Origin of the sequence: Rhodococcus koreensis (genome assembly GCF_017068375.1) — a bacterium.
Lineage (GTDB): Bacteria > Actinomycetota > Actinomycetes > Mycobacteriales > Mycobacteriaceae > Rhodococcus_F > Rhodococcus_F koreensis.
Window position 1 is genome coordinate 475,412 of the sequence record NZ_CP070610.1, and the last position, 15,374, is coordinate 490,785.

Consider the following 15,374-nt stretch of genomic DNA (forward strand, 5'->3'; position numbering starts at 1 on the left):
TCAGCCGCAGGGATTGCACCTGCGTTCCGAGGAAATGGATTCCGCTCTAGATGTAGTAGCCGCCGTTCACGGCGATGTTCTGCCCCGTCATGAACCGAGCGCCGTCGCTGACCAGGAACGTGATGACCGGCGCGATGTCTCGATCCGGATCCCCGAACTCACCACCGAGCGGCACCTTCTGCAGAAGCAGCTCCTTGTACGCAGCAAGTTCCTCGTCGTTCATCTTTGCGAGATGATCCTCGAGCATCGCAGTCCTCGCCGACGGGTGAATGACGTTGGCCCGGATGCCGTATCGAGCCCATTCGACGGCGATCGTCCGAGTCCACGCCGTCACGGCGCCCTTGGACGCCGCGTAGGCCGCGCCGTTCGGATATGCGGTCAGCGCCGAGGAGGACGCGAAATTGGCGATGCTGCTTCTGTCGCCCTTCTTCAGGTGCGGCAGCGCTGCCTGGTTCGTCAGCATCGGCCCCCGCGCATTGATGTCCATGACGCGGGCCCAGTCCTCGTCGTTGACATCTTCGGCCGGACCCTGCAGCAGGATCCCCGCGGCGTGAACCAGGGAGTCCACCCCACCCAAAAGATCGGCCGCCTCGTCGATCACCGAGAAGACCTGATCCCGATCGGTGACGTCGCACGTGAGGAAACGTTGTCCCGCCTGTTCGGCGACGCCGAGGCCTTGTTCCTCCGAACGGTCCAGCGAGACCACGGCGGCACCCTCCTTCGCGAGGGAACGCACACAGGCCGCTCCTACGCCGCTCGCGCCGCCGACGACTATTACCTTCTTGTCCACTTACTTCTCCGTTCCGACGCAGGTGTGAGCAAACCCGTAGACGGTCGCTCCGCCGGATGCCGGCAGCAGTACCGCGCGCACGGGCGTACCGCGCGTCAGCGCTTCGCCGCAGGTGCAGATGATCCGACCGGGCAGGCGCACTCCGGCTTTCATGTCGACCGCTCCCGTCAGGTACGGCGCTATGCTTCGCCACGGCTCGGGGAGGCTGGCGCCGCTCGCGGGAAGCTCTGCGGCGGCTTCGTGAATACGGATCGCCACATCCACAGTTCCGTGCGGATCGATTGACTCCCAGGCATATTCACCGCTCAGGCACTCGTAGCAGTGCGTTGCGATCGGGAAACGCAACGTTTCGCACTCGCCACATCGCTGGAGGGACAGGTGCCCATCGTGAAGAGACTCCCAGAAACCCGCGTTGTCGGGGTGCTGGTGCTGGGCAGGGCCCGGTGCAGCGTCCACGCGCTCCAATTCGACCACTTCACCTTTTCTCTGGCTTGCCGCCATGTCAGGCCACCTTCTCGTTCGTCAGGACCAGGGCGTCGCCCCACGGAGTGCCCCACAGCAGTGACTTCGCATCGTCGATCTGACGCTTCCCGGCCTCACCGCGAAGCTGGCGGACCATTTCGATCATGTGCCCGTAGCCGTACAGGTGCCCCTCCGCCAGGCTCCCGCCGTGCGTGTTCATGGGGAGCGGCGAGTCCAGTCCGATGCCCTGGTCGCGGCAATACGCGGCGGCCTCGCCCGCTGCGCAGAAGCCCCACCGCTCCAACGCCATCAACACCAGGGGGGAGAAAGGGTCGTAGGTAAAGAAGCCGTCAAGGTCGTCGCGTCCCACACCCGCCATCTCCAGCACGGGGAAGGTTTTCGGAGCCACGTAGTCGTAGCGCGGGCTCACTCCTGATCCCATGCCCGGCCGGGAAAAGAAGTCGTAGCTGTTCCGAGTGGCCGGAACCCCCTGCATCCCTGCGATATGCACGATGGGTCGACCCAACTCCCGCGCCCGCTGCGTCGAGGTCACCAGCAGACATGTAGCGCCGTCGACCGCGAGACACATATCGGAGGACCGCATATGGCCCATGAGCTCGGGCTCCTCCAGATACTGCTCGACCGTGAGTGGTTCCTCGCGCCGTACGGCCATGGGGTTGAGGTGGCCGAAAGCGCGCATGGTGACGGGAATTGCCGCCATGTCCGCAGATGTCGCACCGTACCGATCCATGTACTGCTCGATGACCAGCGCGGCGCCGGCCCCGGCTCCGGGCGAGCCGTGGAGTGTCCAGTTGCCGTAGGGCCCGCCTCCGTCTCGGAACGACTCATCGACGCCGCCGAGCGGTGAACTCATCGGAGGCAGTTCGAGGGCATACCCCGTCGCCGTGACGGCACTGTTGATCACGGCAACCACGTCCGCCAGCCCCATCGTCACTGCCATGGCTGCCTGCTGGACCGCCGTGGCCGCCCACCGGCCATGGGTCCACAGCTGCGAAACCCACGTCAGGTCCAGGCCGGCGGCCACGGCGAACTCGTCGTAGTCCACGCCACGCGGGGTGCCCCAATTGGTGACCATGCCCGTGACATCCGACTTCTTCAGATTCGCATCCGCCAACGCGGCTCGGAACGACTCGAACTCCAGGTGCAAGGCACTTCGCCTCGGTCTGCCGATGGACTCGCTCGTTCCCACGCCGACCACACACGCATCCAACTTCACGAAACCAAGCTCCTCTCCTGTGCACGGGTTGCCGTGCCCGATGGGCCGCGTGATCGGCGCCACTCCGACGACGATAACAGAAATAACTGATCAGCAAACTAGTCTTTTTCCTGGGCCGTCCCACTCGCCCCTGCTGCATCATTCGCCACGCGCCCACCAGGCCGCCACTATCTGACCGGACTCGATCCGCAGAAAACTTGTTCGTTGACAAACTTCAATTTCACGTCATGATTGACCCATGTACTCGACATTCAACGGGACTTCCGGTCCGTCTTCCACCGTCGCCGGTGAGTCGGCAGACTCGCGCACATCGCACGACGTGGGCGACCCCGACTTCGATTCCTTCCCGCTCGTACCCAAGGGAAACAAGTACGAGGATTTCGAGGTGGGTCGGTCGATGACCCACCACTGGGGAAGGACACTGACCCAGGCCGACAACGTGTCATTTTCGACCGCGACCTGCGCGTGGCTGCCGGTTCATCTGAACGTCGAATATGCTCGGGCGCAGGGTCATCCCGACACGGTCCTGAACCCGATGCTTGTGCTGTGCACTGCGGTCGGGCTGTCCGTGGAAGATCTCAGCGAGAGTGGAGGCCCGTTTCTCGGTATCGACGACTGCGTCTTCGGCAGTCCCGTGTATCAGGGTGACACCATCACGGCGAGTTCGCGGGTGTTGAGAATGCGCACGTCCGCCAGCAAGCCTGGCGTCGGCATCGTTACCTGGCACACGACCGCGACGAACCAGCACGGCCAGCCCGTCGTGGAGTTCGTCCGCACCAACCTCGTTGCCTCCCGCGCCAAGCCACCGACAACAACACCGACTTCGAAAGCAGGAGAAAACCATGCCCACTAGCCGACTCCGCCGCAGCGAACTGTCCACTCCCGGACACAGCCCCAAGATGATCGCCAAAGCCGCTGCGAGCGACGCCGACCTCGTTTTCCTCGACCTGGAGGATTCTGTCGTTGCCGCCAAGAAGATCGAGTCGCGGCAGAACATCATCGAAGGTCTCACCACCCTCGACTGGGGTTCCAAAACCCGCGCCGTCCGCATCAATCCCGTCAGCACCCCCTGGTGCCACGGCGACATCGTCGACATCGTCACCGCAGCCGGCAACAATCTCGACGTCATCATCATTCCGAAGGTCTTCGGTCCCCGAGATGTCTGGTTCGTCGAAGACCTTCTGACGCAACTCGAGACCCATCTCGGCCTCGAGGTCGGTCGGATCAAACTCGAGGTCCTCATCGAGGAGACCGAGGCCCTCTCACGCGTCGAGGAGATCGCTGCCTGCTCCCCTCGTCTCGAGGCCCTCATCCTCGGCGTCGGCGACCTGTCCGCCAGTCAAGGCATCCGGCTCGGTCACATCGGAGCCGCCGCCGAGGGCGTCTACGGCTACCCCGGCGACGTGTGGCACTACGCCCGCAACCGCATGATCGGCGCCGCACGTGCCCATGGGCTCGACGCCGTCGACGGCCCCTACGGCGCGATCTCCAACCCCGACGGCTACGAGCGCGAAGCCACATGGGCCGCAACCCTCGGCAGCGTCGGCAAATGGGCCATTCACCCCAGCCAGATCACCATCGCGAACCAGGTGTTCGCACCCACCCCCACCGAAATCAAACGTGCCACAGCGGCCGTACGCGCCGTCGAAGAAGCCGAACAAGCCGGACTCGGCGCTGCAGCGTTCGAGGGCATGATGATCGACGCCGCGACCACTCGGATCTTCGTTGCGGTCCTGGAGCGGGCCCGGCAATGCGGTGTCGCATGACTGCCCCCGCGACCGGTCCACTGCGCGGGATCAAGGTACTCGACCTCACCTCGATGCTCGCCGGCCCGTTCACGACGATGCTGCTCGCCGACCTCGGTGCCGACGTCGTCAAAGTCGAGCCGCTGACCGGTGACCGGACACGAGGCGTAGGACCGTTCCGTGAAGAGGACGATCCCGCACAAGCACTAGGCGGATACTTCCAGTCCGTCAACCGCGGGAAGCGCAGCATCGTTCTCGATTTGAAGAGCAGCGAGGGAGCGGAGCGGTTCCGCGACCTGGTTCGGGTCGCCGATGTGGTCGTCGAAAACTTCTCCTCCGGCGTCATGGAGCGGATGGGTCTGGGATACGAGGCCCTCGCCGAGGTGAATCCCCGGATCGTCTACGGGGCGCTGCGCGGATTCGGCGACGCCCGCTCCGGTGAGAGCATTTACGACTCGTGGCCGGCGTTCGATGTCGTCGCACAGGCCATGGGCGGCTTCGCCGGAATCACCGGCCTCGTGGACGGTGCGCCGCTCAAGGCCGGACCGGGAATCGGGGACATCTTTCCCGGCACGCTGCTCGCCCTGGGCGTCGTGGCGGCCGTCCGACATGCGGAACATACCGGCGAGGGGCAATTCCTGGATATCGCGATGTATGACGCCGTCCTCGCTCTCTGCGAGCGCATCGTTTACCAGCACTCCTACCTCGGAGAAAACCCGAAGCCCATGGGCAACGGACATCCCTTGTTGGCACCGTTCGACATCATGCCGACGCAGGACGGATGGATCGCGGTCGCCGCACCCAGCGACAAGCACTGGCGAATCCTCACCCAAACCATGGGATGCCCGGAACTCGCCGACGACCCCCAGTTCGCCGACAACACCGCCCGCGTGGTCAACGTCGTCGCGGTACGAAAGATCCTCGGCGAGTGGCTCGCCGAACGGCCGACCGCGGACGTGGTCGCCGCACTCGGCGGTCGCGTTCCGATCGGACCAGTCAACACCGCAGCCGACATCTTCGCCGACGAACACGTTCGGACCCGGAAGATGCTGGTCGAGGTCGAGCAGCCCGGGTCCACCACGCCGGTGACGATCGCCGGCAGCCCACTCAAGTTCAGCTCGACACCGGCATCGGTCCGGGGCCGCGGCCCCAAGTTGGGCGAGCAGAAACCCGACGCCGTCCTCGCCGAATGGACCGCGACTGATCAGGACCGGTCGGTGTCGGCGACAAAGGGAGACGAAAGCCATGACTGAGCACCACAACGCGGACAGCGCGATACTCGGCGCCCAAGGCTGGTTCGAGGACTTCCGGCCCGGCCAGAAGATGCGGCACTCACGCGCGGCGACCGTCGGCGAGCTCGAGGGCAGCGGGCCGGCGAAACAGGTGATGAACACGGCGCAAGCGCATTTCAACGATCATTTTTTGAAGGGGTCGCCGATGGGTGACGAGCGCCTCGTGTTCGGCCTCGCAACGGCGTCCCTGGTGTACGGACTGGCCTCCCAGGACACGGCCGAGCACGCCGTCGCCGAGCTCGGCTGGTCGCAACTACGGTTTCGCGCACCCGTCCACCACGGCGACACGATCAGCGCCTTCACCGAAGTCCAGTCAGTCACTCCGGGCGATGCACCCGACGCGCCGGGCACAGTCGTGTTCCGCCACTGGGGGCGCAACCAGAATGGCGACGTCGTCTTCCAGGGCGAGCGGTCGACATTGATGCGGCGTCGAGCTTCCCAGTCCACTGCCCTATGACGACCCTGACTGACGAGGTCATCTCGAGGGTCCGGACCATCGGACATCTCTCCGACGACGTCGTCGCCGGCGCTCGCCATTGCATTCTCGACACGCTCGGGGTCGCGATCGGCGGTATCCACGAGCCTGTGACCATACACGTTAGGGCCGAGGCGCTCGAGGAGGGCGGTCGGCCGCTGGCAACGTTGTGGGGTACCGGCGAGCGGGTCTCTCGCAGCCAGGCTGCTCTGGTCAACGGCACCGCAGCACACGCCATCGATTTCGACGATGTCGTTTCTCGGATGGACGGCCATCCCTCTGCGCCGCTGCTGCCCGCGCTGTTGGCGACAGCCGAGAACAGCGCCCACAGCGGTCGTGCCTTCATCGAGGCCTTCGTCGCCGGTTTCGAAACCGAGGCCCTCGTCGGCCAACTGATGAAACCCTCCCACTACGCTCGCGGTTTCCACGCGACCGCCACCGTCGGCACCTTCGGTGCCGCGGCGGCGGTCGCGCACGCCCTCGGGCTCGATACCGGCGAGTGGTCCCATGCGTTCGGCATCGCGGGTGCGCGAGCCGCCGGCCTCAAGTCCATGTTCGGCTCCATGACGAAGCCGCTGCAGGTCGGCGCGGCGGCGGAGAACGGTATGCGGGCCGCAACGCTCGCCGCCCGCGGGCTGACCGCGCACCCGGACGTCCTCGGGACAAGCCAGGGCTTCCTCGACACCCAATCGGACGCGACTGGTACGCCGGCGGCATGGGACTGGACGGGATTCGCCATTTCGGATGTTCTGTTCAAGTACCACGCGGCGTGTTACCTCACGCACTCGGCGATTGAGGGCGCACTGGCGCTCCGAGACGCCGGGGTGCGGCCGGAGCAGGTCGAGACCATCGAACTTCTGGTCCCGAGCGGCCACCTGAGTGTGTGCAATATCGAGGAGCCGACGACGCCGCTCGAGGGCAAGTTCAGCTTGCGATTCACTACTGCCATGGCGCTTGCGACCGGCGACCTGAGCGAGCAAGCCTTCTCGCCCGCCACGTTGACCGACCCTCGTGTCGTCACCCTTCGTAACCGCGTCACCGTCAAGGCCCGCAGCGACGAGAGCCGATCCACCGTCGTCCGGCTCACCGACGTTGAGGGTCGCGAACAGGCCGTCGAGGTCGACGTCAATCGGCCTGTTCCCGCGGATCGGCTGGGCGGACGCTGGGACTCGTTGGTCGCAAAATTCCACTCGCTCGTCGATCCGGCTCTCGGCGCTGACGCTGCCCATCGCATCGTGACCGAAGTTTCAAATCTGGCCGACGCGGAGACTGTCGGACCCTTGGCGGTCGCGTTGTCGCCGCACACTCGAACCCCTCGGTAGTTCGGTGGGCAGGTTGTCGCACGCTCTCATGTAAAGCGTTGTGCACCACACCCGCTTGGCCGATACACAGCCGATCGATCGCTGCGCAGCACGCACCACAGCATGATCCCCATCGTCACCACAACGAAGAGAAACTACCTCCGAATCAGCGAGAACTGTTTGGCAACTTGATATTCGAGCCCCCACATCGCTCCCGTTGGCGTGACGGAACACCTTGACAATCCTAACTGATCGGCAAACAATGTTGTGACGCACATAACGTCGAGGAGAGCGTCACCTCCACGCCGTCACGCACAGGAATCCCGCGACGGGAAGCACCATGACGCCCGCGTGCGAACAAAAGACCCCCACACGAAGACACGCGCAGCCGATCCGGCCGAGGCGCCAGGCAAATGGAGTGGTGCCCTGAAACGTAGATAGCAGACCTGAACCATTGCGCTTCCACTAACGATTGGTCGTTGATCATGTCCCCAGTCAAGAAAACCGTTGCCGATGATGACCGCGAGAGTGCGGAATGGAGAAGAGGAGGACGAACAGTCCTATTCAGTGCTATCGGATACGGATCCGCGGCAGTACTTTTCGTCCTCACCGCGAGCGTATTCGTCAAACCCACCATGCAAGCAACAGGGTGGAGCACAAGTGAAGTCCTGGTCTCGCCGATAGCCATCTTGCTGTTGACGGCCTGTGGGCCGCTTGCGGGACGTATAGCAGACCAGTGGGGCGCCCGTCGCACCATCGTGACCGGCCTCGTCCCGTACATCGTCATGCTGGTGCTTTTCGCGACGTTGCCCATCAATAAATTCACCTTCTATGGGTTGGCCGTAGCAATCGGCATCGTCGGGTCATTTGCATATATGGTCCCGTTCAATCGCGCGGTGGCCTCCTGGTTCGATAAGGGCGCAGGAAAAGCCTTCGGCCTGGTCGGCGTGGGTTCGGCTGTCACACCACTGCTCGCAATACCGCTCGTGACGCTCGCGATTTATAACATCGGCTGGCAGGCAGGGTATTTGATTCTTGCGGGTTTCGCGCTGCTGATTTCGATGCCGGCTGTGCTCTTTGGAATAAAAGAGCGGCCTCATGATGGAGAAGACGTCCCCGTCAGTCGCGGATCGGAGTCCGCGGCGGACCTGTCCACTCCCCTCAGCGTGAAGGCGGTACTCCGCACGCCTCGCTACTGGGTATTCTCGTCCAGCATTGTCGCGGTGACAGCGGCAACAACGGCGTTCATCGCAAACCTACAGCCGATGCTCCTCGATGGGGGCGTAAGCCTGGCGGTAGCAACAACCGTGACAACCCTGTTCAGCGTCGGTATGGTCATCGGCCGTCTAGGCGGCGGTGCGTTGCTCGACATCTTCCCCAAGCACAAGGTAGCAGTAGCTGTCACGATTCTGCTCGTCGCCGCTCTAGGCGCCCTTTCGATGACTGTCGCCGGCTCCGTCCCAATTGCCATAACTGCGATCGGAGTCATGTTGGTTGCAGCAAGTTCCGGGGCAGAGGCAGACTTCGGTGCGTATTTCCTCTTGAAAGAATATGGCCGCACCAATTTCGGGTCGTTGTACGCAACCGCACTGGCGTTCAGCGGGATAGCAGGCGTGTCATATCCCTACGTATTCAGCTTTATCCGGGATTCGACGGGCAGCTACTTCTGGGCGACGATCGCCGGCGCGGGGGCCTTGGCCCTCGGGGCGCTAGCCATCCTCATTTTCGGCCTGACCGGACCCCGCGGTTCGACAAATTCATCCGACCGGACACAGTCCTCAACAGATCGAGACACCGTCAGCGCAGTTTGACGGACGCGGCGCCATGAAGTTGTCAACTGCATCCGTTAATTTCAGCAGTGGCAAGAGGCACAAGGGTCACCCTTCGAATCAACTTCCGCCAACAGGCGGACACGAGGGTGACCCTTGCCATGGTGGTCCTGCACGGCGTGTCTTGGATGATGATTCACCGTTTCGAAGCCCTGTCACCCACGAGCGCCGTCACCACCGAGAAGCCCATGACCTTAGATCATCGCCGATACGGCGTACTGCAGCACAGAGAATCCGATCTATCAGTCACGGAATCAGAGCAGCCGAATCAATCAGCTCCCACGACGCCGCCGAGGACTTCCGTGGGTGCTCGACCGGACGACTGCCGAGGACCGTTCGATTGTCCCGGCGCGGGGCGCTGAATTGAAGGTCGAGGCCACCGGCGCCCGGCGGTCGAGCGATCGACCAGGGTCCGCGCGCCGGACGAAACCCGCATCGCCCAGATACGAAGACGGGACTGGCCCTTGCGACCGATTCCGAACAGGATGCAACTCCCCCGCCACCGAGACGACTGTGCCGCGAATGGTGACGGCGGTGGTGGTGAACAGTGTCCCCATTCGCCCGGGTCACGTCCGGGCGAGGTCGGCGATTGTCCCCGCCGCGAACCTTCCGGTGACCCATGTTCCGATCATGCGGTCGGCGTTGGATCCTTTGCCCGAGCATCCCACCCCCCGGTCCTCGGCCGCAGTCGACACTCCGTCCACCGCGCAATTAACGCCGTCTCCCCAACCTGGACCGGTAGCCGTGGTTCACGCTCGAGCGAGACTCGGATCGCTCAGATCGCGGATTGCCGCATCGAGCACAAGAATTCGCTGAGCATCGCGTACGTGCAAGCTCTCGATCATCTTCCCATCCACGACAATGACACTTTCGCCTGCGGCCAGTGCCTGTTCGTAGGCCGACACCACCATGTGTGCATGCTCGACTTCCGCCGCGGAGGGTCCGAATACGTCGTTCGATGGCTCGATCTGGGAGGGATGAACGACGGTCTTACCATCGAACCCCATATCGCGGCCCTGTTGAGATTCGGCCGCAAAGCCCACCTTGTCGCCGATGTCGTTGAAAACACCGTCCAAGATCACTTTACCTGCCGCCCGCGCACCCAATACAGCAAGAGACAACGCAGTGGACACCGGTGCGCGACCGGGGCGGCTGATCGCATGCAAGTCGTTGATCAAGTCATTCGTACCGACGATGAGAACGGCAAGGCGGTCGCTGGCCGCAGCGATCTCTTCGGCTCGTAGGAAGGCCACCGGCGTCTCGATCATGACCCACAGCTTCAACCTGGGTGATGCGCCTGCCGCTTCGAGATCGGCGACCAGCATTCGAACCTCCTCGGCCGATTCGACCTTCGGCACGAGGATCCCGTCGGCCTCGGTCTGCGCCACTGCGGCGACATCCCTCCGGTGCCATTCCGCCCCTATACCATTGATTCGCACCACGATTTCTCTCGGTTGATACACGCCCGAGTCGACCGCTGCGCACACCCGCTCGCGTGAAGCGACCTTGGCGTCATCGTTCACCGCGTCTTCGAGATCGAGAATCAGTACGTCGGTAGCCAGACCTGCAGCTTTATCCAGCGCGCGAGCGTTATTGCCTGGTACATAAAGAGCAGAACGACGGGGGCGAATCTCGGGGATCATCAGATTTGTTTCCTCTCGACCGGCAGTTCGGGTTGCGTGACCTCGGCACCCAGCATCCTCGAAGGCGCTCGCCCGAGATGAGCGGGTGCGACCTACCTACTAGGGCGGCGGAAGGCAGTTTTATTGTTATTCAACTAGCAATTAATGTCAACTGCCCACTTCAGGCATCTAGGCGTGCCCCAGCTACGCCCTCAGCTCGACGAACATGCTGCGTAAATCATAGTTGCTTGACAATCTATAAACTTCCGACACACTGATACCCACGGCTGGAATCACCCCCCAAGGAGGTTGGGGTAGGCGGCATCTCGCCAGTGCCGCTGGCTCCGAGCAATATCGACGCGCGAATGGGAGTCCCAGCCGCCGTCCATCTACGCCCACGGGAGGCTCAAGCTTATGAGGACACGCGCAGCCGTTCTGCACGAATCACCCGGCTCATGGAGTGTCGAGGAGGTATTGCTCGATGCTCCGCAAGAAGGCGAGATCCTCGTCGAAATGGTGGCGACCGGCTTGTGTCACAGCGACGACCACATCGCTACGGGCGATATGCCGGCCACTCATCTGCCGATCGTGGCAGGACACGAGGGTGCCGGCATCGTCAGGGAACTGGGACCGGAAGTGAAGGGGCTCGAGATCGGCGACCACGTGCTGACATCCTTCATCCCGGCGTGCGGCCAATGCCGTTGGTGCGCCGGCGGAATGCAGAATCTGTGCGATCGTGGGGCGCTCATCATGCAGGGACATCAGCTCGATGGAACCTTCCGCATGCACACCTCCGACGGCCGGGACATCGGAACGGCAGGGTTACTCGGCACCTTTGCCGAGTTCCAGGTCTTCGACCAGCAGTCCGTGATCAAGATCGAGAAGGATATTGCACTCGAGATCGCCTGCCTTGTGGCATGTGGTGTCCAAACCGGTTTCGGATCCGCTTCGGAGGCGGGTGCCGTGAGGCCGGGCGACACGGTTCTCGTCGTCGGAGTCGGTGGCATCGGAATGAACGCGGTTCAGGGCGCGAGCGCGGCCGGCGCAGCACACATTATCGCCGCGGATCCCGTTGCGCAGAAGAAGCGATGGGCCCTCGAGTTTGGTGCGACCGAGTCACATGACTCCATCACCGCCTCGATGGAGCGCATCTTGCACCTGACCAACGGCCAGGGCGCGGATGTCGTGATTCTCTGTCCGGGCGTGGTGACCAACGCCCTTCTCGGCGAGAGTTACGAGGCCGTCCGCAAAGCCGGCACCCTGGTAGTGACGGGCATTGGCCGCGAATCCGAGGAGGCGGTCATCCCAGGTCTCAACGCTAACGCTCTGGCACTGCCGCAGAAGCGCATCCAGGGCGCCCTGTATGGCATGAAGTCGCCGCGCCAGGCGATGCCGATGCTGTTGGACATGTACCGCGCCGGCAAGCTCATCCTCGACGATCTGGTCACCGCCACCTATACCCTCGACCAGATCAATCAAGGCTTCGACGACATGCGTCGCGGGCGCAACATCCGCGGCGTCATCCACTTCGCTCAGTAGACGTGCGATACGCACTCTCATCGAGGGAGCACCTCGACCATGCGAACGGACATGTGGTCCAGCCCGCGCTAGGATCTCATCCCTGAGTGGAGCGCTGGTCTGCCATAATTTCTGTCCAGCGAAGACTTGATCAGTGCGCTCTTCGTCCTCGGACTCGCAGTGGGTGGCCTCTCGATCGCGACACGAGGCGCTGCGCTATCGCCGCACCATCACGATCGAGAACCCTGGAGGATCGTCTATCGCAAGCGCTCCTGAGCGCACTAATCCGTTATCCACACCTAACACTGGGGCCGACAGTATGTGGCCGCCGGTTCGTCGCCGAACAACCGGGGCCGAAAGCAGCACCGTCCGTCTAGTTCTCGTATCGGACGAACCCCACCGGCCACGTAGGGAGAACACACAATATGCCCGGCACGAACAACGTTCGACCCACCGAAAAGACGCGAATGCTCAGTTTCGCGCTCCAATGGCAACAATACGGCGGTGGTTCCAACGAGGAAATCTACGTAAACTTCGGCCTCTCCCCCATGCAGTACTTCATGCGACTGCTCAGGATTCTCCGAAGCCCCACAGATCTCGATATGAGTGTGATCTCAGAACTCAATGCGATCTGCGCCAGCCGCCTCGACACCGAACGAGCCCGACATCACGACGAGGCGGGTCACCCTGGCGACGAGAGATAACCAAATGCTGTGGATCGAGGGTCGTCAGGCGACCTCGGTCACGGGTGTCCGGTGCGCGGTTCCGAGGTGATCTCGACGGGGCGTTCCGACGAGCTTGCCCTTTGAAAAGGCGCACCGGCCTGCGCCACCGCTACCAGATGTGGTGCATTTACGGACCTGGACCGGGCTCGGGCTTGGACGGCCTCGGTCGATCGTCTACGGAGGAACCGATGCATGCGCCCGGTACGTCGGCACGCTGACCAAATTCTTCAGGGCCAATACCCCCGTTGACAAGCAACGTGGACCGAGTATTGGCCGTCTCGCTGGCTGGCTGGGCGGCTATTGACAGGCACCCGAGAAAGCCGAGCCCAATATCCAGGAGGCGACGCAGCCGCTCCGAGGGAAGGCCACTCCGTCGTGACCAGTTTAATCAGTGCGCCATCCCCGACCTCCTACGCTGGACGGTTTTTCCGCTGTCCTGCGCTCGACGGTGTCTTCCGCTGTCCTGCGCTCGACGGTGTCTTCCGCTGTCCTGCGCTCGACGGTGTCTTCCGCTGTCCTGCGCTCGACGGTGTCTTCCGCTGCCCTGTGCTCGACGGTGTCTTCCGTCGACGACCGCGGCCGAGATGCTGCATGCACTGCTCAATGAAAAGCGTGAGTAAGGCGATCGGGTCGGTGCCCTCAGGATCGAGCTGCCACAAGTAACCGACTCCGCGCAGGTGCGCGATGATCGCCGTTGCTTGCTGCTCAGGGTCTACTCCCGGCTCGATCGAACCGTCCTCGATTCCGGTCCTGATAATCGATGCAAGTTGAGACCGGAAATCGCGGTGGAAATTTTCGAACCTCGCGCGTAGGTCCGGGACCGGCCTGAGCGCCTCGAACATCAGGGCGTACATAACCGCCAGTGACCATGGGTCGCGTTCATAGGCATCCCGGATTTTTGTGAGTAGGACCCGTAGAGTCTCAAGCCCGTGCAGCCCGTCCGTGTCCGACAACTCCGTATCGAGACTCCAGTGCTCTTCAATCTCGTCAACGAGCACTTCGAGGAGTTTGGGCTTCGATCCAAATCTGGCCGTCGCGAGACTCCGGCTATAACCGGCCCGTTCACCAACAGCGGCCAATGTCATCATCTGATAACCGCACTCGACCACGAGATCGCCGGCCGCACGGATGAGCAGGCGCGTCGAGCGCTCGGATCGGACTTGATGGCCGTTCGGCTCATTTGGATTCGCCACGAGTCAATTATAGTTGATTGACAAGAACAGGCTTCCCCTGAACCAGGAGACACTCACACGCTGTGCCGGATCGGCGGGCCAGCGAGGTGACTATGGGCTGCCTCGTGCATTAACTCGCCCGGTCCGAGCCATGCCGGCTGGGGCCGCGTTGAGGTTGGCCGAGCATCTCGGATCCCGGGGCCGCGGGTCGGGCCGATGCTTCCAACAGAAGTCAAGGGCGCGGGCCCAGGTTCTAACCCGCCAAGCTGAGGACTTCCACACGTCTCGTGCGCGGCCGGCCTTCAATCCGGTTCGACCTTCAGGCTGTGTCGGTGTTAAACCCAGACACTGAGCGGGTTGCGGGCTCGGCCAGAGGACACGTGTCGAGCACCGCCGCGAACATCCGGGACAGTCTATCGCCCACCCGGTCGGAACCTACCTGCTGCCGCTGCGGGCTCGTCGCCGCTCCGCGACCGCCTTCCGCGCGATCTTCAACTGCTCCGCGACCCCCGCCGGATCGTCCTAGTCGTCGATCGGAACCGCGGGCTGCGCGAGCGCCTCGTCCTGACGAGCCCGGCGCTGCTGCTGATACTCGAGCACATCCCGCAACAACAACCGGTGCCGGGTGCCGACCTTCTCCCCCGGCAACTCCCCCACATCGATCAACCGGCGCACGTCGGCCGGCTCACCCCGAGAAGATCCGCGTACTCGTCCGCCAACTCCTCCAGGCGGCGTTTGGTGTCCTCATCGAGCCGGAAGACATGCCGTTTCCCGAACGGGTTCCCCTGCGGACTCGGCACCCTCCTAGCGGCAGGCGGGTGGGTGGCCTGGTTTGCGGCCGCGGTCTGCCGACGGGTGTTCCGGGCGATCAGCAGGTCCCGGATGGCGTCCCCACGGTAGATCTCCTCCGTCACCGCCTTCTCGAGGTCTCGCGGGTTCGCCAGGAGCTGGCGGGCGGCCAACCGCATGAGTTCGGCGCGGTCGGAGTCCAGCCGACCGGCGAGGGCGTCGAGCTGGCCGCGCAGGTCGTCGTCGAAGTGCACGTTCGTGCGCGGGCCGAGGGTTTCCGGGATCAGGTCGGTGCGCGCTGGAGCAGGTCCGGTCACCGGCGTACTCATCCCGCCGTTGCGCCGATCGCGGTCGCCGCGTCGTGCGGATGGCGCACTTATCGGTCTGCGGCGAGCATGTACAGGTCGTGTCGGCACG

The 15,374-nt window shown here is 63.4% G+C and carries 15 protein-coding genes; 8 read left to right on the forward strand and 7 right to left on the reverse strand.

Going from position 1 to position 15,374, the window contains the following annotated elements; all coding sequences use genetic code 11:
• Positions 1–46: 46 nt before the first annotated feature.
• Genes JWS14_RS43165 through JWS14_RS43175 form a run of 3 tightly spaced genes read right to left on the reverse strand, consistent with a single transcriptional unit; the run spans position 47 to position 2,489 of the window.
• Entirely contained in the window at positions 47–790 is a 744-nt protein-coding gene (locus JWS14_RS43165) for an SDR family NAD(P)-dependent oxidoreductase (RefSeq protein WP_206016489.1), read from the reverse strand.
• Positions 791–1,291, reverse strand: a complete 501-nt coding sequence (locus JWS14_RS43170) for a Zn-ribbon domain-containing OB-fold protein (protein WP_206016490.1) — start codon at positions 1,289–1,291, stop codon at positions 791–793.
• A gap of 1 nt (position 1,292) precedes the next feature.
• A complete protein-coding gene (locus JWS14_RS43175) occupies positions 1,293–2,489 on the reverse strand; it encodes a thiolase C-terminal domain-containing protein (protein WP_206016491.1) in 1,197 nt (398 codons plus the stop codon).
• Positions 2,490–2,727: 238 nt separating this feature from the next.
• Between JWS14_RS43175 and JWS14_RS43180 the strand changes: the two genes are divergently transcribed.
• The 6 genes from JWS14_RS43180 to JWS14_RS43205 all read left to right on the forward strand — a co-directional run bounded on the left by JWS14_RS43180 (position 2,728) and on the right by JWS14_RS43205 (position 9,113).
• Positions 2,728–3,342, forward strand: coding sequence for a MaoC family dehydratase (locus JWS14_RS43180; RefSeq protein WP_206016492.1), 615 nt, complete (start codon positions 2,728–2,730; stop codon positions 3,340–3,342).
• Positions 3,332–4,255, forward strand: coding sequence for an HpcH/HpaI aldolase/citrate lyase family protein (locus JWS14_RS43185; protein ID WP_206016493.1), 924 nt, complete (start codon positions 3,332–3,334; stop codon positions 4,253–4,255). Before JWS14_RS43180 ends, JWS14_RS43185 begins: the two co-directional genes overlap by 11 nt.
• Positions 4,252–5,487 carry a CaiB/BaiF CoA transferase family protein gene (locus tag JWS14_RS43190; protein WP_206016494.1) on the forward strand — a complete coding sequence of 412 codons (1,236 nt, stop codon included), beginning with the start codon at positions 4,252–4,254 and terminating at the stop codon, positions 5,485–5,487. Before JWS14_RS43185 ends, JWS14_RS43190 begins: the two co-directional genes overlap by 4 nt.
• On the forward strand, positions 5,480–5,983 hold the full coding sequence (locus tag JWS14_RS43195; protein WP_206016495.1) for a MaoC family dehydratase: 504 nt from the start codon (positions 5,480–5,482) through the stop codon (positions 5,981–5,983). Before JWS14_RS43190 ends, JWS14_RS43195 begins: the two co-directional genes overlap by 8 nt.
• Positions 5,980–7,323, forward strand: coding sequence for an MmgE/PrpD family protein (locus tag JWS14_RS43200; RefSeq protein ID WP_206016496.1), 1,344 nt, complete (start codon positions 5,980–5,982; stop codon positions 7,321–7,323). The genes JWS14_RS43195 and JWS14_RS43200 overlap by 4 nt, the downstream gene beginning before the upstream one ends.
• Before the next feature lie 464 nt (positions 7,324–7,787).
• The gene (locus JWS14_RS43205) at positions 7,788–9,113 is read left to right on the forward strand and encodes an MFS transporter (RefSeq protein WP_241031854.1); all 1,326 of its coding nucleotides are present in this window, start codon (positions 7,788–7,790) and stop codon (positions 9,111–9,113) included.
• Between the two features lie 767 nt (positions 9,114–9,880).
• Here the strand turns inward: JWS14_RS43205 and JWS14_RS43210 are convergent.
• Entirely contained in the window at positions 9,881–10,774 is an 894-nt protein-coding gene (locus JWS14_RS43210; RefSeq protein ID WP_206016498.1) for an HpcH/HpaI aldolase/citrate lyase family protein, read from the reverse strand.
• A 393-nt stretch (positions 10,775–11,167) separates the two neighbouring features.
• Here JWS14_RS43210 and JWS14_RS43215 point away from each other — a divergent pair, with 393 nt between their 5' ends.
• Complete coding sequence (locus JWS14_RS43215) at positions 11,168–12,292, forward strand: NDMA-dependent alcohol dehydrogenase (RefSeq protein ID WP_206016499.1); 1,125 nt, start codon at positions 11,168–11,170, stop codon at positions 12,290–12,292.
• Positions 12,293–12,738: 446 nt separating this feature from the next.
• Complete coding sequence (locus JWS14_RS52015) at positions 12,739–12,975, forward strand: DUF3263 domain-containing protein (protein ID WP_420855177.1); 237 nt, start codon at positions 12,739–12,741, stop codon at positions 12,973–12,975.
• Positions 12,976–13,406: 431 nt separating this feature from the next.
• Here the strand turns inward: JWS14_RS52015 and JWS14_RS43225 are convergent, their stop codons facing one another.
• The 3 genes from JWS14_RS43225 to JWS14_RS43235 form a co-directional block, all read right to left on the reverse strand.
• Positions 13,407–14,189, reverse strand: a complete 783-nt coding sequence (locus JWS14_RS43225) for a TetR/AcrR family transcriptional regulator (RefSeq protein WP_206016501.1) — start codon at positions 14,187–14,189, stop codon at positions 13,407–13,409.
• Positions 14,190–14,690: 501 nt separating this feature from the next.
• Positions 14,691–14,843, reverse strand: a complete 153-nt coding sequence (locus JWS14_RS50735; RefSeq protein ID WP_241031775.1) for a helix-turn-helix domain-containing protein — start codon at positions 14,841–14,843, stop codon at positions 14,691–14,693.
• Positions 14,831–15,274 (reverse strand): ribbon-helix-helix domain-containing protein, encoded by a 444-nt coding sequence (locus tag JWS14_RS43235; RefSeq protein ID WP_241031776.1) that lies wholly within the window; start codon positions 15,272–15,274, stop codon positions 14,831–14,833. Before JWS14_RS43235 ends, JWS14_RS50735 begins: the two co-directional genes overlap by 13 nt.
• Positions 15,275–15,374 lie beyond the last annotated feature (100 nt).